Origin of the sequence: Paraburkholderia sp. RL17-337-BIB-A, assembly GCF_046025895.1 — a bacterium.
Classification (GTDB): Bacteria; Pseudomonadota; Gammaproteobacteria; order Burkholderiales; family Burkholderiaceae; genus Paraburkholderia; species Paraburkholderia fungorum_C.
This window is the reverse complement of record NZ_JARESY010000002.1, coordinates 1,166,356-1,189,942: the sequence shown is the minus strand read 5'-3', so window position 1 is coordinate 1,189,942 and position 23,587 is coordinate 1,166,356. Positions and strand designations below refer to the sequence as shown.

Here is a 23,587-nt window from a genome sequence, read left to right as displayed (position 1 = left end):
TACGTGGGAGGTAAGCATCCGGATGCACCGGCGTGATCCACGCCCTTTGCCCGCCGGATTGGCCATCCGGCCGAATCGTCACGGGCGGCGTCAGCCGCTAATCTCATTGGGCAAATGGGAGCCGCGCAGCGTTGACAAGCGGCATGTGATGAACTCAACGGGTGCGGACACGAGCCGCCTTTTAAATATGGTTTTTACGCTTGCAAGATCGTATCCGACAGGATACACTCATCAGCAAATCGGTTCACCGCCTGTGTACACGGTCAACCGCACCGAGGAATTCGACAGTTGGCTTGCCGGCCTCGCAGATTTAAGAGCGAGGGCAAAAATCCTGGTGCGGGTCCGGCGTGCGGAGCGAGGTCATTTCGGCGACACAAAGCTGCTGGAAGACGGTGTGTCCGAGATGCGCATCGATTGCGGTCCCGGCTATCGGGTCTACTTCGCGCGCGAAGGGCGCTCGGTGTACCTGCTGCTCTGCGGGGGCGATAAGTCCTCGCAGCCAGCCGACATCAAGCATGCCAAATCAATGTGGGCAGCAATCAGAAAGGAACAGTCATGAGCAAAGTCAAAACCGCACGGTTCGACGCGTCGCACTACCTCGATAGCGAGGAGATGATCGCTGAATATCTCAATGCAGCGCTGGAAGAAGGCGACGCCGACCTCCTCCTCGCCGCGATCGCCGATATCGCAAAAGCACGCGGTATCGCGAAGGTTGCGGCCGACGCTGGGCTCGGGCGCGAAAGCCTCTATAAAACGCTCGCGCCCGGCTCCAAACCGCGCATGGATACGGTGTTCAAGTTGCTGCGCGCGTTAGGCGTCAAGCTCAACGCCGTGCCGGAAGGCGTGGCGCACGCCTGACTCGCGCCTGCCGCGTTGTCGCCGGGGGCAACGCCCCAAATGTGCCGCGTATTCGTGGATGTCCTACGTTTTCTCGGATATTCCGGGTCTTCCCGGGTCTCCCCGGGTCTGCCATTACCTGTCAAGTAATGGATCGCTCACGCGCTTTGGCTATCATCGGCAACATGAACACACTCTCTCTCGCGCAAACCATCCCGTCGAACGTGCCGACGGCAAGCCGCACGGTCGGCGATCTGCTGCGTGAATGGCGCCAACGACGAAGAATGAGTCAGTTGCTGCTCGCCGCTGAAGCCGATATTTCAACGCGGCATCTGAGCTTCGTCGAATCAGGGCGTGCGGTGCCCAGCCGGGAAATGGTCATGCACCTCGCCGAGCGGCTCGACGTGCCACTGCGGGCACGCAACGCACTGCTGGTTGCGGCGGGCTATGCGCCGCTGTTCCGCGAGCGTCCTTTGACAGACCCGCAACTGGCCGCCGCGCGCGAGGCAGTGGAGTTGGTGCTCAAAGGTCACGAGCCGTATCCGGCACTCGCGATCGACCGCCACTGGACCATCGTTGCCGCGAACAATGCGCTTGCGCCGCTGCTTGCAGGCGCCAGCCCGGAACTGCTGAAACCGCCAGTCAATGCGATGCGGCTGAGCTTGCATCCGGAAGGCATCGCAGCGTCGATCGTCAACTGGCATGCCTGGCGCGCGCACGCGCTGTCCCGGCTCCAGCGGCAAATCGACGTGAGCGGTGACGATACGTTGAGCGCTCTGCGCGATGAGCTAACCACGTATCCCGCCCCACCCGGGGTGGAAGTGGCCGACCACGACGACACCGCGACCAATCAGGTCGCCGTGCCGCTGCGGCTGCGCACGCCGATCGGTGAACTGTCGTTCTTCAGTACGACCACGGTCTTTGGAACGCCGGTGGATGTAACACTGTCGGAACTTGCCATTGAAGCGTTCTTCCCCGCCGACCAGCAAACGGCGGCGGCATTGCGCGAGTTTGCCGAAAAGCAACGCGCCGAAGGCCAACGGGCATGAAGCCGTGACGCCATGGCAGGACTGCAAGACTCAGAATCCCGAGCAACGTGAACACCGGGTTGTTACCGCTTGCAGCATCGTTCAAACCACACGGAGACGCATTTGGTCAACAACGCCCCACTGGTGCGCCTGCTCGGTCCGGCCGATCGTGATGCCTACTTCCAGCTTCGCCTGCGCGGACTGAAGGCACATCCGGAGTCATTCGGTCAAAGCTACGAGGAAGCGGTAGCCAAGGGCGCAGCGCGGCATGATGCGACGTTGCAGGGCGCACGCGCTGCCGAAGGCGACTTTTTGCTCGGTGCATACGCATCAGCCAATGCGCCGTTGATCGGCGTAGTCGGACTGCTGCGCAGCCAGAGCGACAAGGAACGGCACAAGGCCTCCGTCGTCGGCATGTATGTCGCGCCGGAGGCTGCGGGCCGCGGAGTCGGGCGCGCATTGCTAAATGAGTTGCTGGCGCGAGCGGCGCGAATAGAAGGCCTGCGGCAGATCCAGTTGATGGTGGGCAGCCGGAACGAGGCAGCACGCAAACTCTACGAGTCGCTTGGTTTTCGCAAATATGGTTGCGAGATCGGCGCGTTGAACGTCAACGGGGTGTTCCACGATGCCGATCTGATGGCGCGCTTCATGTAACAGCTATCGGGTAGACCACCGCCCTGCTCAAGCGCGCGATCCGTGCTATCGTTTTTTGTTACCTTTCCACCGCACCAACCCCGAAGCGGCTCACCCGCCGCCCTCGGGCTATCTTCGATTTGCCGCTCGTCAGTCAAATACCATGTCCGATCTCTCCACTTCGCTTCCGCGCATACCCCGCCGTTTCGACATCAATCCGAAACCGCTAGGCGCCGCGCTCGTTCTAATCGCGCTGGGCGCCGTCTATCTGGCGCAAACCGTGAGCGGCCGCCAGGCGGCGCTCTACATTGTCGGCGCACTGCTGGGCATGTCGCTTTATCACGCGGCGTTCGGCTTTACCTCCGCATGGCGGGTCTTTATCGCCGACGGTCGCGGCGCCGGTCTGCGCGCGCAAATGCTCATGCTGGCGCTCGGCGTCCTGCTGTTCTTTCCGGCGCTCGCCGCAGGCACGCTGTTCGGCCAGCCGGTGGTCGGTCTGGTCGCGCCGGCAGGCACGTCCGTGCTGGTCGGCGCCTTCATGTTCGGTATCGGCATGCAGTTGGGCGGCGGTTGCGCGTCCGGCACGTTGTACACCGTGGGCGGCGGCAGCACGCGCATGATCGTCACGCTGGTGGCGTTCGTCATCGGATCGGTTGTCGCAACCGCGCACATGCCGTTCTGGACCGCGCTGCCGTCTCTCAAACCGCTTTCGATGGTCACCGCGCTCGGAGCGGGCTGGGCCATCGTGTTGAATCTGGTCATATTCGCTGCGATCGCGGCGCTCACCGTATGGGTCGAACGGCGCCGTCACGGCCGGCTGATCAACGAACCGCTGCGCGAGCCGCACGCGTCACCATGGCTGCACGGCCCGTGGCCCTTGTTCGTCGGCGCAATTGCTCTGGTCTTGCTCAACTTCGCGACCCTGGCGCTGTCCGGCCGCCCATGGGGGGTGACGTCGGCGTTCGCGCTGTGGGGCGCCAAGCTATTTGCCGCGTTGGGTATCGATGTGGCCAATTGGCCATACTGGGCCGCTCACGCCAACGCCGGTGCCCTGGCCGCGCCTGTTACACATGACGTCACCACGGTGATGGACATCGGCATCGTCCTCGGCGCCATGATGGCCGCTGCGCTCGCCGGCCGTTACGCACCGGTCTGGAAGGTACCGGCCCGCTCGCTGATCGCGGCCGTGGTCGGCGGCCTGATGCTCGGCTACGGAGCACGCCTGGCCTACGGTTGTAACATCGGCGCCTATTTCAGCGGCATCGTGTCAGGCAGCTTGCACGGCTGGTTGTGGCTGGTCGCCGCCTTCGCCGGCAACGTGCTGGGCACCCGGTTGCGCCCGGCATTCGGCCTCGAAGTTGAACGGGTCCAGGCCACCGGTTGCTAGACGTTACAAACGCGGCCTCATTTGTAACTGGGGCCGCACCCATCTGTTACACCTCTGATGTGTCCCCATAGCGGCGTCAACGAACGGTATTTATTACTTTTAATTAAATTCGCTTTCTATTTCCTTTCCAAGCTCACTCCTGATTTTCCGGTTCCCGACCAGACCCGCGCATTTCCTTAGACGAATGATCAAGGCCCCATCACACAAGGGTTTCCATGGATCAGACAAGATTCGCGGGCGCAAAAAACCTACAGAGCGCCATCTATTACGACACGGCGAAAGAATTACCGATATTTGATGCATCTTTCTGAGATATTTTTTTGGGAAGGGATTGATTTCTTGTTTTACCCTTCATACAATTCGACTCAAGCTGTTACGAAATGTAACGCGATGTATCAAAAAGTCGCTGTCTGTATCAGGTGGTGACATGTAGCCGGAGGTTCTCGTTTCCGGCGAGGCACAAAAGACATAACGGCAAAAAAATGCCGAAATAGTAATTCGGGGCTTCGGAAACAACAAAAATGGACCGTAGCAGCGAGACGCTGGATTCAATCCGCGAGATTAACTTGTCTTACATCATGCTCGCGCAACGCATGTTGCGTGAGGACAAACCAGTCGGCATGTTCCGGCTGGGACTGTCGTCGGAACTGGCTGATTTGCTTGCTGGTCTGTCGCTCGCGCAGATCGTCAAGCTGGCCGCTTCCGATCAGCTTTTATGCTTCTTCCGCTTCAACGACCACGCGATGTTGTCGGCGTTGACGCAAACGACAAAGCACGCAGCCGTTGCACCGACTCACGCGGCGATCCTGCTTGCAGGCCAGCCTGCTGAGCAGTTTGCTTAATCGAGGTGAACGCGATGCTCAAGCGTAGCCTGACCGAAGACGCACAAGAAGTCTTCCGTGCCATCGCGCTGATTGAACTCGGCGCGCGTATGCAAGTGCTCGAAAGCGAATTGACGCTTTCGCGCGACCGCATGATCCGCCTGTACCGCGAGGTGAAAGGCGTATCGCCGCCCAAGGGCATGCTGCCGTTCTCGGCGGACTGGTACATGACGTGGCTGGCGAACATCCACGCGTCGTTGTTTTACAACACGTATCTGTTTCTGAAGAAGGAAGCGCGCTGCTCGCACCTGGACGCGCTGACCAAAGGGTATCGGCTGTATCTGGAACATTGCCAGCACAGCGAAACCGAACCGGTGCTGGATCTGACGCGTGCATGGACGCTGGTGCGTTTCTTCGACGCTAATATCCTGCAACTGACCAAATGCTGCCGTTGCACCGGCAAGTTCGTCGCGCACAAGCACGATTTGCAACACAACGTGGTGTGCGGCGCTTGTCAGCCACCGTCGCGCGCCGGCAAGACCAAGAAGGCCGCCGCCGCTCGCCAGGAAGCGCTCGAAGCCGCACAGATCGCACAGGCCGCCTAATCGAGTCGTATCGATGAGGGCCGGTCCAGCCTGATTCGAACCGAAGCAACCCAGAAGAAGGTCCGCTAACGCGCGGACCTTTTTATATTGTGTTTGCCGCCGTCAGAATCGCGCGCGGATCCTGCCCGTGATCCCGGAGCGGAGTGAGCCCGTTTCTCAACCCGGCATCGGGCGACAGGCGCCCCTCCCCTTACGCCCGGTCAACCCAGCAGTCCCACCGTCTGCACCACCAGCCACAGGTTCGCCGCACTGATCACCACGAACAGCGACCAGGCGAGCAGCCGCGTCGGCAGCCGGTTGGCGAATTCACCCATCAGCGAACGATCGTTCGTCATGCGGATCAGCGGATAAAGCGCGAACGGCAGTTGCAGGCTCAGCACGACCTGGCTTGCGACCAGCAATTTGCCGACCGCGCCGTTGCCCATCATCTGCACGCCGATCAGCGCCGGAATCAAAGCGAGTGCCCGCGTGATGAAGCGCCGCTGCCAGCACGGAATTTTCAGCTTAAGAAAGCCTTCCATGATGACCTGCCCCGCCACCGTGCCGGTGAAGGTCGAACTTTGCCCCGACGCCAGCAGCGTGATCGCGAACAGCACCGCCGCGAACCCCGTGCCGACGACCGGCGCCAGCAGCTTGTACGCGTCTTCGATCTCGGTGACCTGATTGTGGCCGGTGGCATGGAACGCGGCGGCCGCGAGAATCAGGATCGCCATGTTGATCAGCAACGCGAGCACCAGCGAGACGATCGTATCGATGCGCGACATGCCGATCGCCGACTTGATGCTTGCCGAATCGCGCTTCACCGCGCGCGTCTGCACGATCGACGAATGCAGATAGAGGTTGTGCGGCATCACGGTGGCGCCGAGAATGCCGATCGCCAGATACATCGGCTCGCGGCTGCTGAGTGCCTGCCACGAAGGAATCAGTCCTTGTGCAACGGACGGCCAATGCGGCTTCACCAGCGCCAGTTCGACGATATAGCCCACGCCGATTGTCGCGATCAGGCCGAGCATGATCGCTTCGAGATCGCGGAAATTCTTGCCCTTCAGGCCGAGCACGATCAGCGTGTCGAACGCGGTCAGCAACACGCCGGTGGTGAGCGAGCACTTGAAGAGCAGATGGAAGGCCAGCGCGCCGCCGAGCACTTCGGCCAGATCGCAGGCCACGATCGACAGCTCGGCAAGCAGCCACTGAAAGCGCGCGACACCCGGTGAATAACGCAGTCGCGACAATTCCGCGAGATCCCGCCCGGTGGCGATGCCAAGACGCATGCTCAGGCATTGCAGCGCCATCGCTGCAAGGCTCGACAGCATGACGACAAACAGCAGGCTGTAGCCGTAGCGCGAACCCGCTTCGATGTCGGTGGCCCAATTGCCGGGATCCATGTAGCCGATCGAAATCAGCAGACCGGGCCCGGCGAATTGAAGAATTTTTTTCCAGAACGGTGCGCCCTGCGTGACGGTGACCGAGCCTTGCACCTCGGATGGGCAAAACGGCGCTGTTGCGGTGGTCGGTAATTTGAACTGCAATCCGATGATCTCTTGAAGGGGACAAACCGCGGCGCTCCATGCCGGACGCCGCGAACCGCCTCAAGTGTACAAAGAAACGTCCGGCAACGTCCCGCTCAGCGCATAACGGCCTACGTCGCGTACGCGATAGTCGAGCGGATCGTGCAGCGTATGCACGCGCGCGTTGCGCCAGAAGCGGTCGAGTGCGAGCGGCGCGTGCGTGGCGCGCGCGCCGCAGGCGTCGAAGAGTTTTTCGCTGACGTCGAGCGCGGCGCGGTGCGCGACAATTTTCGCCTCCGAGGTGGCGAGTGCGACATGTGCACGGGTTTCGGCGTCCAAAGCCGGACCCTGTTGCCACGCATCTTCGAGCGCGTGGGCGGCACGCGTTGCCAGCGCTTCCGCGCTCACGGCCTGCAGGCGCATTTCGCCGAAACGCTGGATCAGGTAGGGATCGTCGGTGGCTTTATCGACGCCGGAAGAGATCCACGGCTTGCCGTGCTGCGTCACGTACGCGCGTGCTTCTTCAAGCGCGCCCTGGGCGATGCCGACGAACAGATTGGTCAACACCTGCTGCGAAATCAGTGTGCGCAGACTCGCGTAGGGCGTGTCGGCCCGCTCCAGCACCTCATGCAGCTCGACCTTGACTTGCACGAACGAGACGCTGCCGCTGTCGGTCTGCCGCTGACCGATCGGATTCCAGTCTTCATTGACGGTGATGCCTTCGCGCGTGGTCGGCACGACGGCAAACACCGGTTTGCCGGTGGCCGGATCGTGCGCGGACACCGTCATCATGTGCGAGCCGCGCGTGCCCGAGCAAAAGCCTTTTTGCCCGTCGAGACGATAGCCACCGTCACTGGTTGCGTTTGCAACGAGCCGCGTGTCGAGCGGATTGACTGCATTGCCCCACCACCAGCGCCCTTCCACGGTACCGCTCAGATAACGGGCGCGTTGTTCCGGGTTGCCCCATACATTGACGCTGACCACCTGCAAGCACGTGAAGCCCAGCAGATGCGCAAGCGCACTGTCGACTCGCGCGATCTTGCGGATCGTCTCGTAGATCTCGGGCCAGCGCGTGCCGGAACCGCCGAATTCACGCGGCACGGCGAGCGTGAGCAGACCGGCGTCAGCGATCCATTGTTTTTCCTGCGCGGCGTGGCCGCCGTCGCGATCGCGCTGGGCCGCGCTGGCACGCAATGCGTCGAGCAAGCCGCCGAGATCGCGCACCATGGGCGCAGCGTCGGCTTGCAATGTTCCCAGTGCCTCGGGATGACGAGGTTCGTTCATGCAATTTCCAGGTGAAGAGGTTTGGCAAGCGAGGCGACAATTATGCGCGCTGCGCAAGCCGTCGCACGAAACGGTCGCCGACGAACTGCACCGCCGTCACGATCACGATCAGCAACACGATCACCGTCACCATCACGGTGGTATCGAAACGTTGATAGCCGTAGCGGATCGCCAGATCGCCGAGGCCACCGGCGCCGACCGCGCCCGCCATTGCCGAGGAACCGATCATCGCCACCACGGTGATCGTGAAGCCGCCGAGAATGCCCGGCAGTGCCTCAGGCAGCAGCACGTGCCAGATGATGTGCCGGCGCTGCGCGCCCATAGCCTGCGCGGCTTCGATCAACCCGCGATCCACCTCGCGCAAGCTCACTTCGGCCACGCGCGCAAAGAAAGGAATCGCGGCGATGCTGAGCGGCACGATGGCAGCCCAAACGCCGATCGTGGTGCCGATCAGCAAACGCGTGAGCGGCAGCAACGCGACCAGCAGAATGATGAACGGCGTGGAGCGGAACGCGTTGACGAGCGCACCGAGCGTGCTGTTGACCACGCGCTTTTCAAAGATGCCGCCGCGCGTCGTGGTGACCAGCACCAGCGCAAGCGGAATCCCGACCAGGGCCGCGACGAAGGCGGATACACCGACCATGACGATGGTGTCGCGAATGGCATCGGCGAGTTCCGAGAGCCAGAGATCAGACATAGCCGAGCACCTCGACATGATTTGCATAGGGACGCGCGCGTTCGAGCAGCGTCGTGATCTGCTTTTGCACGGTGACGTCCGCCTTCGCGCGCACTTGCGCCGACACCACCAGGCGCCCTTGCGCATGCCCCTGAATCCGGTCGATGCCGCCATGCACGAAGCTCACATGGCCACCTTCAATACTCAATGCGGACGTCAACCCGCTGAGATCTGGCTCACTTGCGTTACTGCCGGTGAAGCGCACGTCGAGCAGAATCCGCGCATCCGCTTGCCCGATCTCGTGCAACGGTTTGACGCGCGCGGCAAGATCCGCTGGCAGGTCATGCACCAAGGTGCGCAATAGCGCGCGTGTCGCGTCATGCTGCGGGTCGCCGAACACGCGCCAGACCGGACCCGTCTCCACCACTTCTCCGCGTTCGATCACCGCCACCGTATCGCAGACTTCGCGAATCACCTGCATCTCGTGCGTAATCAGCACGATGGTCAGATTGAGCCGCTGATTGATATCGCGCAGCAACGCGAGAATGGCCTGCGTCGTTTCAGGATCGAGTGCGGAGGTCGCCTCGTCGCACAGCAGAATGTCCGGGTCGGTCACCAAGGCGCGCGCGATTCCGACGCGCTGCTTCTGGCCGCCGGACAAACTCGCCGGATAGGCGTCGCGCTTGGTCGACAGTCCGACGAGTTCGAGCAACGCGTCGACCTTTTTGTCGATCGCCGCTTTTGGCGCTCCGGCAATTTTCAGCGGCAACGCAATGTTTTCGCGCACCGTTTTTGCGGAGAGCAAATTGAAATGCTGGAACACCATGCCGATGCGCCGCCGCAATGTAACCAGCCCGCGTTCGTCGAGTTCGCCGACGCTCACGCCATTGACACGTACAGCGCCGGAGCTCGGCTTTTCCAGACCGTTGACGAGCCGCAGCAGCGTCGACTTGCCTGCCCCGCTGCGGCCGATGATGCCGAATACCTCACCGCGCGCCACCTTCAGCGTGACGTTCGCCAGCGCCGCAGTCGACACGCCGCGCGTGTTGGCGAATACCTTGCCCACGTCGTCGAATACGACGGCTTCCTGCGTGGTATCGGTCGAAATGCGATTCAAGCCGAGGGACGGCGCGTCTTCAATGAACTGCGGCACGTCGAAAAGATTAGCCATGGCTCCGTTCCTCTCATGCTTCCACGGTAGATCGCGCGCCGGTTTGCGCGCGAGTCCGATGCTGCGCGCCGGCATGCACCTCAGGCAGTCGCGCGCGGCCGCCGCCGAACAGCTTTTCACGCAGCGTCGGCGCCGGGTCGTAGTCTTCCTTGTAGACGCCGCGATTCTGCAATTCCGGCACCACCAGATCGACGAAGTCTTCGAACGATTCGGGCATGACGGTACGCGTCAGATTAAAGCCGTCGACGCCGACCTCTTCGATCCACGACACCAGCTCATCCGCGATCTGCTGAGGTGAACCGACCACGGGCTTCGCGCGGCCGCCGAGCGTCATCTGCTCGAGCACCTTGCGTTTGGTCCACACGCCGCTCACGCTCTTCTTCGAAATCGCTTCAACCGCCGATTGCATCGATTCGGTCTTCACATACGAAATCGGTTCATCCAGTTCGTACTGCGAGAAGTCGATGCCAGTGGAACTGGAGAAATGCGCGATGCCGCCCTCGGCGCTCGCATAACGCCGGTATTCCTCGAATTTTTCCTGCGCGGCGCGTTCTGTTTCGCCGACTACAACGGTGATGCCGGCAAAGATCTTGATATCGCCGGGCGCGCGCCCGAAGCTCACCGCTCGTGCTCGAATGTCATCGACAATGGAGCGCGTGAGCTGCTTGTTCTGGCCGCCGACAAACACGCATTCCGCGTGACGTGCTGCGAAATCGACGCCACGGCTCGACGAACCCGCCTGATACAGAACCGGCGTGCGTTGCGGCGACGGCTCGCTCAAATGAATCGCGTCGATCGAATAGTACGGACCGTCGTGTTTCACCCGATGCACCTTGCCGGGATGCGAGAAGATACGCGCCGCGCGATCGCGCACCACCGCGTCGTCTTCCCAGCTTTGCTCCCATAGCTTGTAGACCACATCCATGTAGTCGTCGGCGCGATCGTAGCGGTCGTCGTGGCTGATCTGTTGCGCGAGCCCCATGCCGCGCGCCGCGCTGTCCAGATAGCCGGTGACGATGTTCCATCCCACCCTGCCTTTGGTCAGATGATCCAGCGTCGACATACGGCGCGCGAACAGATACGGCGGTTCGTAAGTCAGATTCGATGTGACACCGAAGCCGATATGCTTCGTCACATGCGCCATGGCGGGTACGATCAGCGACGGATCGTTGATCGGAATCTGCACCGATTCGCGCAACGGGGTTTCCGGCCCGCCCTGGTAAACGTCGTACACGCCGACGATATCCGCGAGAAAGATCCCATCGAACTTGCCGCGCTCGAGCGTTTGCGCGAGGCTCGTCCAGTAGTCGAGGTCGGTGTAGTGCGCGGAACGGTCTCGCGGATGCGTCCACAAACCATGATTGATGTGGCCGACCGCGTTCATGTTGAACGCGTTCAGCAGGATTTTTTTCTTCGCCATCGTGTGGCTCCTTGCTATTACAACGTTGCTGGCTGCGTGGCCTGGTTGCGTGGTTCAGTTGCGCGGCTCAGTTGCATAACTTAGCGGCGTAACCTGGCGGCGTAACTTACCAGGCAACAGCGTAGAGGTTGCCGAAGGCTTTATCGAGCGCGGCGCGCACAGCGGGCGAATGCTGATAGATCGAGATGAACTTGCGGATACGCGGGTCGTTCGCGCTTTCCGGACGCACGACCCACTGGATCGCATAGTTCTTGTTTTCCAGACCGTCGAACAGCAATGCGCTATTCGGATCGGCGGTGCCCGCGAGCTTGATGAAGCTCGGGTAGCCTTGGGCGAGATCGACGTCGTCCAGCGAACGCGCCAATTGCGACGCCTCGAGTTGAACGATCTTCAGATGCTTCGGGTTGTCGATGATGTCAAGCGTGGTAGCGCGATAGTCGACGCCCGGCTTCAGCTTGATGAGACCGGCGCGTTGCAGCAACAGCAGGCCGCGACCGCCGTTGACCGGATCATTAGCAATGGCGACCGTGGCGCCGTCTTTCAATTCGTCGAAGTGTTTGATCTTTTTAGAGTACAGACCGATCTTCATGATCGTGCCCGGCGCGATTGCGATGAAGTTATAGCCGCCCTGCTTCTTGGCGTTCTCGAGAAACGGAATGTGCTGGAAGTAGTTGACGTCGATATCCTTGTTGGCGAGCGCCGCGTTCGGCGTATTCCAGTCGGTGAACTCGATGATCTTCACGTCGAGCCCCTGCTCCTTCGCTTCGCGCGCGGCCACTTTGAGCGCTTCGATTTGCGGACTGGTGGCGGTGCCGATTTTCAATGTGGACGTATCTGCCGCGCTTGCGGGCGCGGCGGACAACGCCAGCGCGAGGCCGAACACGCTGATGAGGGTTAGAGCCGGCGCATGGAAGAAACGCCGCACGGTGGACAGGGAAATGCGCATGGTGAGCTCGTTTAAATTTGGGGCGACGTGTTTCTCGAGGCGTGCCGAGCCAACGACATGCGGCAACGCATGCCTGAAAAGATCGGGCAACGGAAATCTGCGGCGCGCGGGTTAAGCGGCGTGCAGCAGCAATAGAACGCGCGAGCGGATTAGCGCGGACAGCGGCAAGTCGGACAGGTCATCGCATCTCTCCAGATGAGGTGCGAGTCATGATAGACGGCGGGAAACCAGCGGTCTACGATCGGATTTTTGGAAGGAAAGCGGGAAAACTGATTTGAGGAAACACGGCGGAAACAAGCGATATGCCGTCTGCCACGCCGAGTGCGATCAGCACAACTTTAACGAGAAACGCCGGATGCGCTTTCGCGCAGTCCGGCGTTCTACAAAAATGCCCTGGCAGATAGACAGCAAGCCCTAGCGCTGTGCCACCTGCTCCGCCGACACAGACGCAGATGCAGATGCAGATGCAGATGCAGAAGATGCAGCAACCGCACCCGCAGCCGGCGCAACCGCCCCCACCGCCTCATCGCCCGCAGCCTTCACATCCCCCCACCCGCCACCCAGCGCGCGAATCAGATTCACCGTCGCCACCGCTTGCGTGCCCGAAAGATGACTCGCCTGCAGTTGCGAAATCAGCACCTGCCGCTCGCCGTCGATCACATCCAGATAGCTGACTGCGCCTTCCGTGTACTGCGTGCGCGACAGATGGGCCGCGCGCTGCGAGGCCACGACGGCATCGTTCTGCTCACGCATCTGATCGTCGAGCAAACGCAGATCGGCGAGGTTGTCTTCAACCTCACGGAACGCCACCAGCACCTGCTGACGATATTGCGCCACATCCTCGTCGTACTTCGAGCGGGCTTGGGCGAGGTTTGCCTTGCGCCGGCCGCCGTCGAACAAGGGCAACGTCAGCGCGGTACCGGCGAACGGGCCAAGAATGAACGCGCGACTCGACCACATGAACAGGTTGCCCAGCGTCGCCGATTCAAAGCCCGCCGCGCCAGTGATATCGAGCTTCGGGAAGAACGCCGACTTCGCCAGACCAACCCGCGCATTCGCCGCAATCATGGCCCGCTCCGCCGCCGAAATATCCGGCCGACGTTCGAGCAGCGCCGAAGGCAGACCCGGCGGCACACGCACCGTCACCGGCGCAAGCGGCGCTTCCGCGAACGAGAAATCCGCCGGCGGTTTGCCGAGCAGAATTGCGAGGCTGTGCTCGGAGGCCGCACGCTGACGTGCCACGCCCACCGCGTCCGCACGCGCACTCGCCAGTTCGTTGCGAGCGCGCGAGACATCCAGCTCGCCGATATCGCCTTCCTTGAAACGTCGTTCGACCAGCTTCAGCGTATCCTCGCGCAACGCCACGGTACGGCGGTACAGGTCCTGATCCGTATCGAGCTCGCGCAACTGGAAGTAGTTCTGCGCGACGTCGGCCTGGAGCGACAACTGCACGGAACGGAACAGCACTTCAGTTTGCTGCTCGTCCGCACGCGTCGCATTCACATTCGACCCGACTCGCCCGAACAGATCAGCCTCATACGACGCGCCCACCTGCGCACGCCAGATCGTGCCGTTCGTACCGCCCGCGCTATCCGGCTGGAATTGCGAGGCCGCCGAGGCCCGTTCGCGCGTCGGGCCGAAGCCCGCGTCGAACTTCGGGAACCAGTCCGACTTCGCCGCCTGGGTGACCGCACGCGCCTGTTGCACGCGCGCCGCAGCCGCCTTCAGGTCCTGGTTCGCAGCGGCAGCCTGCTCTTCGAGCGCGTTCAACTGCGAGTCGCCGAAAATCGCCCACCATTGCCCGCGATGCGCGTCGTCGGCGGGTTGAGCCGGCTTCCACGTGCCCGTGTCCTGAGCCGACGCGGCGGACATAGCCGAGGCAGCGGACGCGCCCGAAGCAGTTGCAGGTGCTTCCTTGAACGCGACCGGCGTATCCACCTCCGGCCGCTTATACGTGGGTTCCACGGAGCAGGCCGCGAGCAACGCCACCAGCAAACCACTGGCGGCCGCCCGGCCCCACCCGCCTAAAGATTCAAAGCGCTTCATTTTTTATTTTCTCCTCAGGCGTCCGTCACCGGCGCCCCATAGTGCGGCGCGTCCTTCTGCGCGACGTGAATCGTCCCACCCGCCAGCGTACGCAGCACTACATAGAACACAGGGGTCAGCATCAGGCCGAACAGCGTCACGCCGAGCATGCCGAAGAACACCGCGATACCCATCGCATGACGCATTTCCGAACCGGCTCCGCTCGAGAGCACCAGCGGCACTACGCCCATGATGAAAGCGATCGACGTCATCAGAATCGGCCGCAGACGCAAGCGGCTTGCCTCGATTGCCGCCGACAACGGCGAATGCCCGTCATGTTCGAGTTCGCGAGCAAACTCGACGATCAGAATCGCGTTCTTCGCCGACAGCCCCACCAGCACCATCAAACCGATCTGCGTGAAGATGTTGTTGTCGCCACCCGTGAGCCACACACCGGTCAGCGCGGACAACACGCTCATCGGCACGATCAGGATCACCGCGAGCGGCAACGTCAGACTTTCATACAGAGCAGCCAGCACGAGGAACACGAGCAGCACGCTGATCGGGAACACCCACAGGCCGGCATTGCCCGCCAGGATCTGCTGATACGTCAGGTCGGTCCATTCGAGCTTCACGCCATGCGGCAAGGTTTCGGCCGCCACGCGTTCGGCCGCGGCCTGAGCCTGGCCCGACGAGAAACCTGGCGCCGGTCCACCGTTGATGTCGGCGGCGGTATAGCCGTTGTAGCGCACCACCATTTCCGGACCATAGGTAGGCGTCACCGTGACCAGCGACGACAATGGCACCATGTCGCCCGCCGCGTTACGCGTCTTCAGTTGCAGGATGTCGTCGGCACGTTGACGGAACGGCGCGTCCGCCTGCACCCGCACCTGATAGACGCGGCCGAAACGGTTGAAGTCGTTCACATACAGCGAGCCCAGATAGATCTGCATCGTGTTGAACACGTCCGTGACGGGCACGCCCAGTTGCTTGGCCTTCACGCGATCCAAGTCGACGTTCAGTTGCGGCACGTTGATCTGATAGCTCGAGAACGTCGGTCCGAGTTCAGGCGTTTGCGCCGCTTTCTTCACGAACGCTTCCGCTGCCTTGTTCAACTCCGCATAGCCGACCGCGCCATGATCTTCCAATTGCATCTTGAAACCGCCCAGCGTGCCGAGACCGAGCACAGGAGGCGGTGGGAACACCGCGACGAACGAATCCTTGATCGCACCGTATTGCTGGTTCAACGCACCGGCAATCGCACCGGCCGAGAGCTTCCTGTTGCCGCGGTCTTTGAAAGGCTTCAACGTGACGAACACGATGCCCGCACTCGAACTATTGGTGAAGCCGTTCACCGACAAACCCGGGAACGCCACCGCGCTTTCCACGCCCGGCTGCTTCAACGCAATCGCGCTCATGTCGCGGATCACTTTTTCCGTGCGATCCAGCGACGCGCCATTCGGCAACTGCGCAAACGCAATCAGGTACTCCTTGTCCTGCGCCGGCACGAAGCCACCCGGCACGACGCGCGAGATCAGCACAGTCGCGCCCAGCAGGATCGCGTACACCGCGAGCATCGCCCCTTTACGGCGCAGCACGCCCTTCACGCCACGGCCATACTCCGTCGAGCCGCGATGGAACACCTTGTCGAAGCCCTTGAAAAAGCGGCCCAGCACGCGATTCATCACACGCGTGAGGAAGTCTTCCTTCGCGCCGTGGCTGCGCAACAGCAACGCGGCCAAAGCCGGCGACAAGGTCAGCGAGTTGAACGCCGAGATCACCGTCGAGATCGCGATAGTCATCGCGAACTGCTTGTAGAACTGCCCCGTCAGGCCGGTCATGAAAGCGAGCGGCACGAACACGGCGACCAGCGTCAGCGCGATGGCGATGATCGGCCCACTGACTTCCTGCATCGCCTTATACGTCGCATCGCGCGCACTGAGGCCGTTTTCGATGTTCCGCTCGACGTTCTCCACCACCACGATCGCATCGTCCACCACGATCCCGATGGCGAGCACCATGCCGAACAATGACAAGGCGTTGATCGAGAAGCCGAACGCAAGCAGCAACGAGAATGTACCGACAATCGACACCGGCACCGCAATCAGCGGAATGATCGACGCACGCCACGTTTGCAGGAACACGATCACCACGATCACCACTAGCGCGATCGCTTCGAGCAGCGTGTGGATCACCGCCTCGATACTCGAGCGCACGAACTGCGTCGGGTCATAGACGATCTTGTATTCGACGCCCGCCGGCATGTCTTCGGCCAGTTCCTTCATCGCGGTACGAACCTGGTCGGAAATCGCCAGCGAGTTCGCACCCGGCGCCTGATTGATGGCGAGCGCAACCGCCGGCTTGTTGTCGAGCAGCGAACGCAGCCCGTATTCCGACGCCGCCAGTTCGATACGCGCGATATCACGCAGGTACGTCACGCCGCCATCCGGCGCGGTCTTGACGATGATGTCGCCGAATTCACCCTCAGTCTTCAAACGGCCACGCGCATTCACCGACAACTGCAATTGCGTGCCCGGTACCGAAGGCGATGCGCCGATCACCCCGGCTGCCACCTGAATGTTCTGCTCACGGATCGCGTTGACCACTTCGGTCGCCGTCAAACCGCGCTGCGCGACCTTCTGCGGATCGAGCCAGACGCGCATCGCGTAGTCGCCCGAACCCCACAGTTGCACTTCACCCACGCCCTGAATCCGCGCGAGCCGATCCTTGACGTTCAACAGCGCGTAGTTGCGCAGATACGTCATGTCGTAGCGATTGTTCGGCGAGATCAGGTGGACCACCATTGTCAGCGTCGGCGAACTCTTGATGGTCGTGATGCCGAGGCGCTGCACGTCTTCCGGCAGGCGCGGCAGCGCCTGGTTGACGCGGTTCTGCACCAGCTGCGTCGCGAGGTCCGGATTAGTGCCGAGCTTGAAGGTCACCGTCAGCGTGAGATTGCCGTCGCTGTTGGCTTGCGACTGCATGTACAGCATGTTCTCGACGCCGTTGATCTGCTCTTCGAGCGGCGCCGCGACGGCCTCGGCGATCACTTTCGGATTGGCGCCCGGATACTGCGCGTGCACCACCACCGAAGGCGGTACGACTTCCGGGTACTCCGAGATCGGCAGCTTGAAGAGCGCAATGATGCCCCCCAGCAGGATCAATACCGAGAGCACGCCGGCAAAGATCGGTCGATCGATAAAAAATTTGGATATGTTCATGGGAAGCTCTTAACGTTGGAGCATGCGCCCGCTACAGCTACGCAAGGTGGCCAGATGTGGTCAGATAAGCGCGGCGCATGAGGCTCACGAGTTCTTGTCCGCTGCCTTCGCTCGCGTCTGTGCAAGCGGCGCGCTGTTCGGATCCTCGTCGGTGGTCATCGGCACCATGTGAGCGCGTACCGCATCGCCTGGACGCACGCGCTGGATACCGTTCACGACGATTCGATCAGACGCCTTCAGGCCGCCATTGACGACCCGCAGGTTGCCCTGCATGCCGCCCACCGCGATTTCCCGGTAGATGACGTGGTTGTTCTGGTCGACCACCAGCACGAATTTCTTGTCCTGGTCGGTACCCACCGCGGCGTCGTCGATCAGCAGTGCCGGATGCGGCTCGCTCCCGCCGACCTTCACGCGTGCATACAGACCCGGGATCAATGCACCATCCTGGTTATCGAATTTTGCCCGCACTCGGATAGTGCCGGACGACGTATCGAGCCGGTTGTCCACCGACTCGATGACACCGCTGCGCGAATAGCCGCTTTCGTCCGCGAGACCCAGTTCCACCGGCACCTTGCTGCCATCTTTCGCGCGGCTCAGGTACTGCAAATAGGTTTGTTCGTCAGCGTCGAACGATGCGTAGATCGGCGAAACCGACACCAGCGTCGTCAGCGGCGCCGAGCTTGCGCCTGCGGACACCACGTTGCCCACCGTGATTTCCGCGCGCGACACGCGGCCCGCCACCGGTGCGACGATCTTCGTGTAGCCGAGATTGATGCGCGCGGTTTCGACGGCGGCCTGCGCGGCCTTCAGGTTCGCGCTCGCTTCGCGCGCGGCGTTCTGCTTCTCGTCGTAGTCGCGTTTGGCGATGGCGTTGTCGGCGATCAGGCGCTGCGCGCGTTCCCAATCGCTTTGCGTGTAGCCCGTACGCGCTTGCGCAGCCGCGAGTTGCGCTTCGGCGCGATCGACTTCGGCTGCGTAAGGACGCGGATCGATCACGAACAGCGTGTCGCCTTTCTTCACGAGCGCGCCGTCCTTGAAGCTCACGGACACGATCGTGCCCGGCACTTGCGAACGGACGTCGACTTTTTCGACCGCTTCGAGGCGGCCCGAATAGCTCTGCCAGTCGGTGATGGTCTTTTGCACCACGGTGGCCACATCCACTTCCGGCACGATGGTGGGCGCGGCGGGCGAGCTCGCGTCGACGCGAATCGCGCCGAACGTGCCCAGCCCGGCCACGACGACGACGACTAGCACGGCAATCGCCACACGGCGACGGGAAAGAGGAAGGATAGTCATGAGAAGCTCCCGATATCGTTGATTAAAGTTCTGTTTATTTCTGTTTCAGCGATGGGCGCGCGCATCGAAGCGCCACTGAAAAAATCTCACCGCTTCCTGCAATGCGGGCGGATGGTCGGCCAACGCGGCGTGCGAGATGCTGGGATAGCGGACCACCTGGGTCAGCACACCCGCGTCGATCAGACTGCTCGCGTATTTCTCCGCTTCCACATGCAGCACGTCGTTTTGCGCCGTCACGATCAGCGTCGCCGGCAGGCCCGCGAGGCGCGACGATTCGAGCGGCGCGGCATACGGATGCATGCGTTGCGACGCTTGCGGCAGATATGCGCGATAACACGCCGCGCACTCTTTCGCGGTGATGTCCGAGCCGAGCCGTTGCTCATCGCCGAGGCGCGTCAAGCTCGGATCGAGCATCGGTCCGAACAGCGCTTGCGCGGCGATGCGCACATCGCCACGGTCACGCGCGATGAAAGCGAGGCAGTTGGCCAGCTGCCCGCCCGCATCGTGGCCGGCCACGCCGACCTTCTTGCTATTTCCGCCAAACGCGCGTGCTCTGGTCTGCACCCAGAGTGCCGCGCGATGTGCGTCCTCAGGCGCCGCCGGAAACGGAAACTGTGGCGCCAGTGAATAACCGACCGAGACGACGAGAGCCGGTAAGTGTTCTGCGAAATAACGCGCTGCGTAGTCGGCCAGATCGATCGAGCCCTTGGTAAAGCCGCCGCCGTGGAAATAAAGCAGTACTGGCAGTGCGGTTTTCTCTGCCTGCCGGTACAAACGCAAGGTGATGTCCTGTGCGTGCCCTTCGATCTGCACGTCAGTGACGTCGAGTGCCGTGCTACCAGCCTGTGCCGGGCCGCTGCCGGCGGGCACAAAGGAGTACGACGGTTTAAATGCATCCATGTCGAGCCGCGCAATGCGCATAGAACTTCAATGGTGCGAATTGTGGGTTCGGCAGACTCGTAAATAAATGCCTATAATCCGGCAACACAATTCGGCGCCCCTGAACAATCGAATGCGATTGCTCTGCGGATTCGATTTCTGCTCAGAGCGTCCGCCCCTATCTGGAGGTTTGCAATGGACCGGCTTCAGGCCATGCAAGTGTTCACGCGCGTCGTCGACACCAACAGCTTTACCCGTGCAGCGGAAACGCTCGATTTACCGCGCGCATCCGTTACCACCATCATTCAGAACCTCGAAGCGTTCCTCGGCACGCGCCTGATGCACCGGACCACGCGGCGTTTGTCGCTGACGCCGGACGGCGCCGCATATTACGAACGCTGCGTGCGCATACTCGCGGACGTCGAAGAGACCGAGGCCAGCTTCCAGAGCGGCAATAAGAAGCCGCATGGCAAGCTGCGCATCGACATGCCGGGATCGATCGGGCGCTTGCTGGTGATTCCTTCGCTGTGTGAATTCCACACGCGCTACCCGGACATCGACCTGCAACTCGGATTGACGGATCGGCCTGTCGATCTGTTGCAGGAAGGCGTGGATTGCGTGATACGTGTGGGTGCGCTACAGGATTCGTCGCTAGTGGCGCGGCGTATCGGTTTGTTCGAGGGCGTGACATGCGCGGCCCCCGACTATATCGAGCGCGCGGGTATGCCGACTTCGCTCGATGACCTCGAGAATCACAAAGCAGTCAATTACTTTTCGAGCCGCACGGGGCGCACGCTCGATTGGGCCTTCAAGGTTGACGGCAAAGAAGTCGAGGTGAAAATGAAGAGCATTGTGTCGGTGAACGACGCTGATGCCTACGTAACCTGCGGAGTGGAAGGCTTCGGCCTGATTCAGCCGGCGCTCTTCATGGTGCTGCCGCATCTGCGTTCGGGTCAGCTGGTTGAAGTCCTGCCGGAGCTGAAGCCTTTGCCGATGCCGATTTCCGCAGTCTATCCGCACAGTCGGCATCTGTCGCCTAAAGTCCGTGTTTTCGTAGACTGGATTGCCGAGGTGTTTGACCGCTGCCCGTTGTTGAGCGGACGCGGCAGTCTCGAAGCGACGTGTACCAAGCGCACTTTCGAAGAGCGCGAATCTGCTCCGATGCTCGACACGCCGGTGATAACGGAATGGGTTGCCTGATTCGTGCGAGTTGAAGTACAGAATGTGGAACAGTGAATTCCAACCGCGGCTCTAATGCCGTGGTTGCTTGAGTTACTCGATGGTGGTCGCGATTGTTCTGGAATTGCGACAATTCATTTCGCGAAACTGCGATTTATCCGACTCGCCTCGAAGTCTACATTTCATCCTGTCGCGGCGCTGCCTGTGCTGCAAATGAATCGACAGGAGTGAATCATGAAACGCAATCTCTTAGCAGGTCTGGCTCTTTCGCTGCTTGCCAGCGCGCCGGTTTTTGCCCAAGGCAACGGCGGTGGGGGCATTGGGCATGCAGGCACGTACGACACGCAACCCGCGCCGACCGCTGGCGGCAAAACTCGCGCTGAAGTTCAGGCTGAACTGGTCGCGGCGTATCGCGATGGGTCGTTGCCTGCGCTGAATCGCACGACGTATCCGAATAAAGGTCTGATTGGGCAGACGCAGGCTGCGCGCATTGCATTGCAGGAAGGTCGAAGCGGCGATGTGACGCGCGTTGCCAATGGGCAGTAAGGCTTGGACGCCGCGATGGTTTGGTTTCCAAAGGAATTTTCATCGCGGTGGTAAACGTTTATTCTTCAAAAAGGATCTCATCATGACACCGTCTGAACTCGATAACTGGGATACAGATGCTGCTGTGTGGACGCCGTATCGGGCGCCGCAGCGGTAGAGGTTTGGTTTTTTTGCCTGTGCGGCGCTTCGTTTGCGTGCCTACGGTGTTGGCTTTTCCCTGATCTGTTTGCCTGTGCGGCGCTTTGTTCGTGTGCCTAAGGTGTTGGCCTTTCCTTGATTTGGTATCGGTCTATTAGCGTCGCCCCTGTGCGGGGCAGGCACCTACTTTTCTTTGCCTGCCGCAAAGAAAAGTAGGCAAAAGAAAGCGGCTCAAACCGCAAATTCTTAAGCGAGTCCCCCGCACAGTCACGGTAGTGGTACATCTGGAATCAGTGTTCTCGCACACTTAGCCCTAGTGACAAGGCAGTCATACTTCCGGCGACGCTCCGCGCGCCGTAGCCCGCTTCTTAAAGCCGATCGCCATGTTCCTCATGGCTTCATCTGGCGCCGTGGTACGGCGTTTATCGCCTCTTCTGCTCTTTCTGCTCTTTCTGCTCTTTCTGCTCTTTCTGCTCTTTCGGCTCTTTCGGCTCTTTCTGCTCTTTCGGCTCTTCGGTTCTTCGGCTTCTTCGCTTCGTGGCTTCGTGGCTTCGTGGCTTCGTGGCTTCGTGGCTTCGTGGCTTCGTGGCTTCGTGGCTTCGTGGCTCTTTGGCTCTTTGGCGCCGCTGTTGCCATTGGCTTCGCCGAGGCGAAGCCAATGGCTCCCATGCGCAAACGAAGCCGCTGGTTTCCCATGCAGACCCATCCGCGACGCACGCAGTGCGGAGTGGGAGCTGATGAGCCCTTGGTCACTAACGCCGAATGTGCGAGAGCACGGATTCCAGATGCACCGCTACCGTGACTGTGCGGGGGACCCGCTTAAGAATTTGCGGTTTGAGCCGCTTTCTTTTGCCTACTTGTATATTCCCCTCCGTGGCGCCGACCCGATCAGTTGTCGCCACACGGACAGTCAGCTCGTCTGCCTACAGTGCCTCGAGCCCGCAGAAAGCCTGAGCGACTGTCCTTTTCATCCTCTTAACCCGAACAGTTGACTGAGCCCCGAGCTCGTATTTTCCTGCAAGTATGGGTACCGTGATGAACCAGACCTCTTCGTCCCTTTATATCGGCATCGACGTCAGCGGTAGCACGCTCGACGTTGCCATCCACGACACGACCGAACATTTCAGTGTCGACAATCAAACCGCCGCCATCGACCAGCTGGTCCAGCGTCTGATCGCGCTGAACCCCACCCTGATCGTCATGGAGGCCACCGGCAAGCTCGAACTCGCCGTGCTCAGGGCGCTCTGCCAGGCCGGCCTGCGCGCGGTCGCGGTCAATCCCCGACAGGTGCGCGACTTTGCCAAAGCCACCGGCAAACGGGCGAAGACCGATCGCATCGACGCGTTCGTCATCGCCCATTTCGCCGCCGTCATCAAACCCGTCGTGCGTCCGCTCAACGATGTGCAGACCGAGCAGCTGCAGGCACTCCTGCTGCGCCGTGCCCAGCTCATCGACATGCTCGTGGCCGAAAAGGCCCGCCTGGAGCGCGCTCACGCCGCGGCGAAGGAAAGCCTGAATGACCACATCAAATGGCTCAAGCAGCAGCTCACCGTCGCCGACAAGGACATCGATTCGTTCATGCGCGCTTCGCCCGCGTGGTGCCAGAAGGAGGACCTGCTGCGCTCGGTGCCCGGCATCGGTCCCGGTGCGGCGGCCACGCTGATCGCATTCATGCCGCAACTCGGTTCACTGAACCGTCGCGAGATCGCCGCGCTCACCGGTGTCGCACCGTTCAATTCCGACAGCGGCAGGCACACCGGCAAGCGGCGCATTCAGGGCGGTCGTGCCATCGTGCGGCGCGCGCTTTATATGGCCTGCATTCCCGCGCTGCGCTTCAACCCGGTGATCAGGGCCTTCTACGACCGTCTGCGCAAAGCCGGCAAACCCTTCAAGGTGGCCATGACCGCGTGCATCCGCAAGCTCATCGTGACGCTCAACGCCATGGTCCATAACTCAACACCCTGGAGCCCATCGACGGATTAACCGG

The 23,587-nt window shown here is 61.4% G+C and carries 20 protein-coding genes; 10 read left to right on the top strand and 10 right to left on the bottom strand.

What is annotated here, in order from left to right; all coding sequences use genetic code 11:
• Positions 1-187: 187 nt before the first annotated feature.
• The 7 genes from P0D84_RS26280 to flhC all read left to right on the top strand — a co-directional run bounded on the left by P0D84_RS26280 (position 188) and on the right by flhC (position 5,311).
• Positions 188-559 carry a type II toxin-antitoxin system RelE/ParE family toxin gene (locus P0D84_RS26280; RefSeq protein ID WP_408346010.1) on the top strand — a complete coding sequence of 124 codons (372 nt, stop codon included), beginning with the start codon at positions 188-190 and terminating at the stop codon, positions 557-559.
• Positions 556-858, top strand: a complete 303-nt coding sequence (locus tag P0D84_RS26275; RefSeq protein WP_063499837.1) for an addiction module antidote protein — start codon at positions 556-558, stop codon at positions 856-858. The genes P0D84_RS26280 and P0D84_RS26275 overlap by 4 nt, the downstream gene beginning before the upstream one ends.
• 164 nt (positions 859-1,022) lie before the next feature.
• A complete protein-coding gene (locus P0D84_RS26270) occupies positions 1,023-1,886 on the top strand; it encodes a helix-turn-helix domain-containing protein (RefSeq protein ID WP_459252217.1) in 864 nt (287 codons plus the stop codon).
• A gap of 102 nt (positions 1,887-1,988) precedes the next feature.
• Positions 1,989-2,519 (top strand): GNAT family N-acetyltransferase, encoded by a 531-nt coding sequence (locus P0D84_RS26265; protein ID WP_408341575.1) that lies wholly within the window; start codon positions 1,989-1,991, stop codon positions 2,517-2,519.
• 142 nt (positions 2,520-2,661) lie between these two features.
• A complete protein-coding gene (locus tag P0D84_RS26260; RefSeq protein ID WP_408341574.1) occupies positions 2,662-3,885 on the top strand; it encodes a YeeE/YedE family protein in 1,224 nt (407 codons plus the stop codon).
• Between the two features lie 521 nt (positions 3,886-4,406).
• Positions 4,407-4,727 (top strand): flagellar transcriptional regulator FlhD, encoded by a 321-nt coding sequence (gene flhD, locus P0D84_RS26255; protein WP_035558891.1) that lies wholly within the window; start codon positions 4,407-4,409, stop codon positions 4,725-4,727.
• Between the two features lie 14 nt (positions 4,728-4,741).
• A complete protein-coding gene (gene flhC, locus P0D84_RS26250; RefSeq protein WP_408341573.1) occupies positions 4,742-5,311 on the top strand; it encodes a flagellar transcriptional regulator FlhC in 570 nt (189 codons plus the stop codon).
• 200 nt (positions 5,312-5,511) lie between these two features.
• On the opposite strand, the gene P0D84_RS26245 is transcribed toward flhC, so the two are convergent.
• The 10 genes from P0D84_RS26245 to P0D84_RS26200 form a co-directional block, all read right to left on the bottom strand.
• Positions 5,512-6,840 (bottom strand): Nramp family divalent metal transporter, encoded by a 1,329-nt coding sequence (locus tag P0D84_RS26245; RefSeq protein ID WP_408341572.1) that lies wholly within the window; start codon positions 6,838-6,840, stop codon positions 5,512-5,514.
• Between the two features lie 60 nt (positions 6,841-6,900).
• Positions 6,901-8,103 carry an acyl-CoA dehydrogenase family protein gene (locus P0D84_RS26240; RefSeq protein ID WP_408341571.1) on the bottom strand — a complete coding sequence of 401 codons (1,203 nt, stop codon included), beginning with the start codon at positions 8,101-8,103 and terminating at the stop codon, positions 6,901-6,903.
• A 40-nt stretch (positions 8,104-8,143) separates the two neighbouring features.
• Entirely contained in the window at positions 8,144-8,800 is a 657-nt protein-coding gene (locus P0D84_RS26235; RefSeq protein ID WP_074286788.1) for a methionine ABC transporter permease, read from the bottom strand.
• Positions 8,793-9,950 (bottom strand): methionine ABC transporter ATP-binding protein, encoded by a 1,158-nt coding sequence (locus P0D84_RS26230; RefSeq protein WP_408341570.1) that lies wholly within the window; start codon positions 9,948-9,950, stop codon positions 8,793-8,795. Before P0D84_RS26230 ends, P0D84_RS26235 begins: the two co-directional genes overlap by 8 nt.
• 13 nt (positions 9,951-9,963) lie before the next feature.
• Positions 9,964-11,370, bottom strand: a complete 1,407-nt coding sequence (locus tag P0D84_RS26225) for an LLM class flavin-dependent oxidoreductase (protein WP_408341569.1) — start codon at positions 11,368-11,370, stop codon at positions 9,964-9,966.
• Positions 11,371-11,476: 106 nt separating this feature from the next.
• Entirely contained in the window at positions 11,477-12,316 is an 840-nt protein-coding gene (locus P0D84_RS26220) for a MetQ/NlpA family ABC transporter substrate-binding protein (protein WP_408341568.1), read from the bottom strand.
• 414 nt (positions 12,317-12,730) lie between these two features.
• Positions 12,731-14,362, bottom strand: a complete 1,632-nt coding sequence (locus P0D84_RS26215; protein WP_408341567.1) for an efflux transporter outer membrane subunit — start codon at positions 14,360-14,362, stop codon at positions 12,731-12,733.
• A 14-nt stretch (positions 14,363-14,376) separates the two neighbouring features.
• Positions 14,377-17,562, bottom strand: coding sequence for an efflux RND transporter permease subunit (locus P0D84_RS26210; protein ID WP_408341566.1), 3,186 nt, complete (start codon positions 17,560-17,562; stop codon positions 14,377-14,379).
• Between the two features lie 84 nt (positions 17,563-17,646).
• Entirely contained in the window at positions 17,647-18,858 is a 1,212-nt protein-coding gene (locus tag P0D84_RS26205) for an efflux RND transporter periplasmic adaptor subunit (protein ID WP_408341565.1), read from the bottom strand.
• A 45-nt stretch (positions 18,859-18,903) separates the two neighbouring features.
• A complete protein-coding gene (locus P0D84_RS26200) occupies positions 18,904-19,758 on the bottom strand; it encodes an alpha/beta hydrolase (RefSeq protein WP_408341564.1) in 855 nt (284 codons plus the stop codon).
• Positions 19,759-19,932: 174 nt separating this feature from the next.
• Here P0D84_RS26200 and P0D84_RS26195 point away from each other — a divergent pair, with 174 nt between their 5' ends.
• The 3 genes from P0D84_RS26195 (at position 19,933) to P0D84_RS26185 (ending at position 23,583) form a co-directional block, all read left to right on the top strand.
• Positions 19,933-20,937, top strand: coding sequence for a LysR family transcriptional regulator (locus P0D84_RS26195; RefSeq protein ID WP_408341563.1), 1,005 nt, complete (start codon positions 19,933-19,935; stop codon positions 20,935-20,937).
• Between the two features lie 213 nt (positions 20,938-21,150).
• The gene (locus tag P0D84_RS26190; protein ID WP_408341562.1) at positions 21,151-21,462 is read left to right on the top strand and encodes a DUF4148 domain-containing protein; all 312 of its coding nucleotides are present in this window, start codon (positions 21,151-21,153) and stop codon (positions 21,460-21,462) included.
• 1,173 nt (positions 21,463-22,635) lie between these two features.
• Positions 22,636-23,583 carry an IS110 family RNA-guided transposase gene (locus P0D84_RS26185; RefSeq protein ID WP_408333819.1) on the top strand — a complete coding sequence of 316 codons (948 nt, stop codon included), beginning with the start codon at positions 22,636-22,638 and terminating at the stop codon, positions 23,581-23,583.
• The last annotated feature ends 4 nt before the right edge of the window (positions 23,584-23,587 follow it).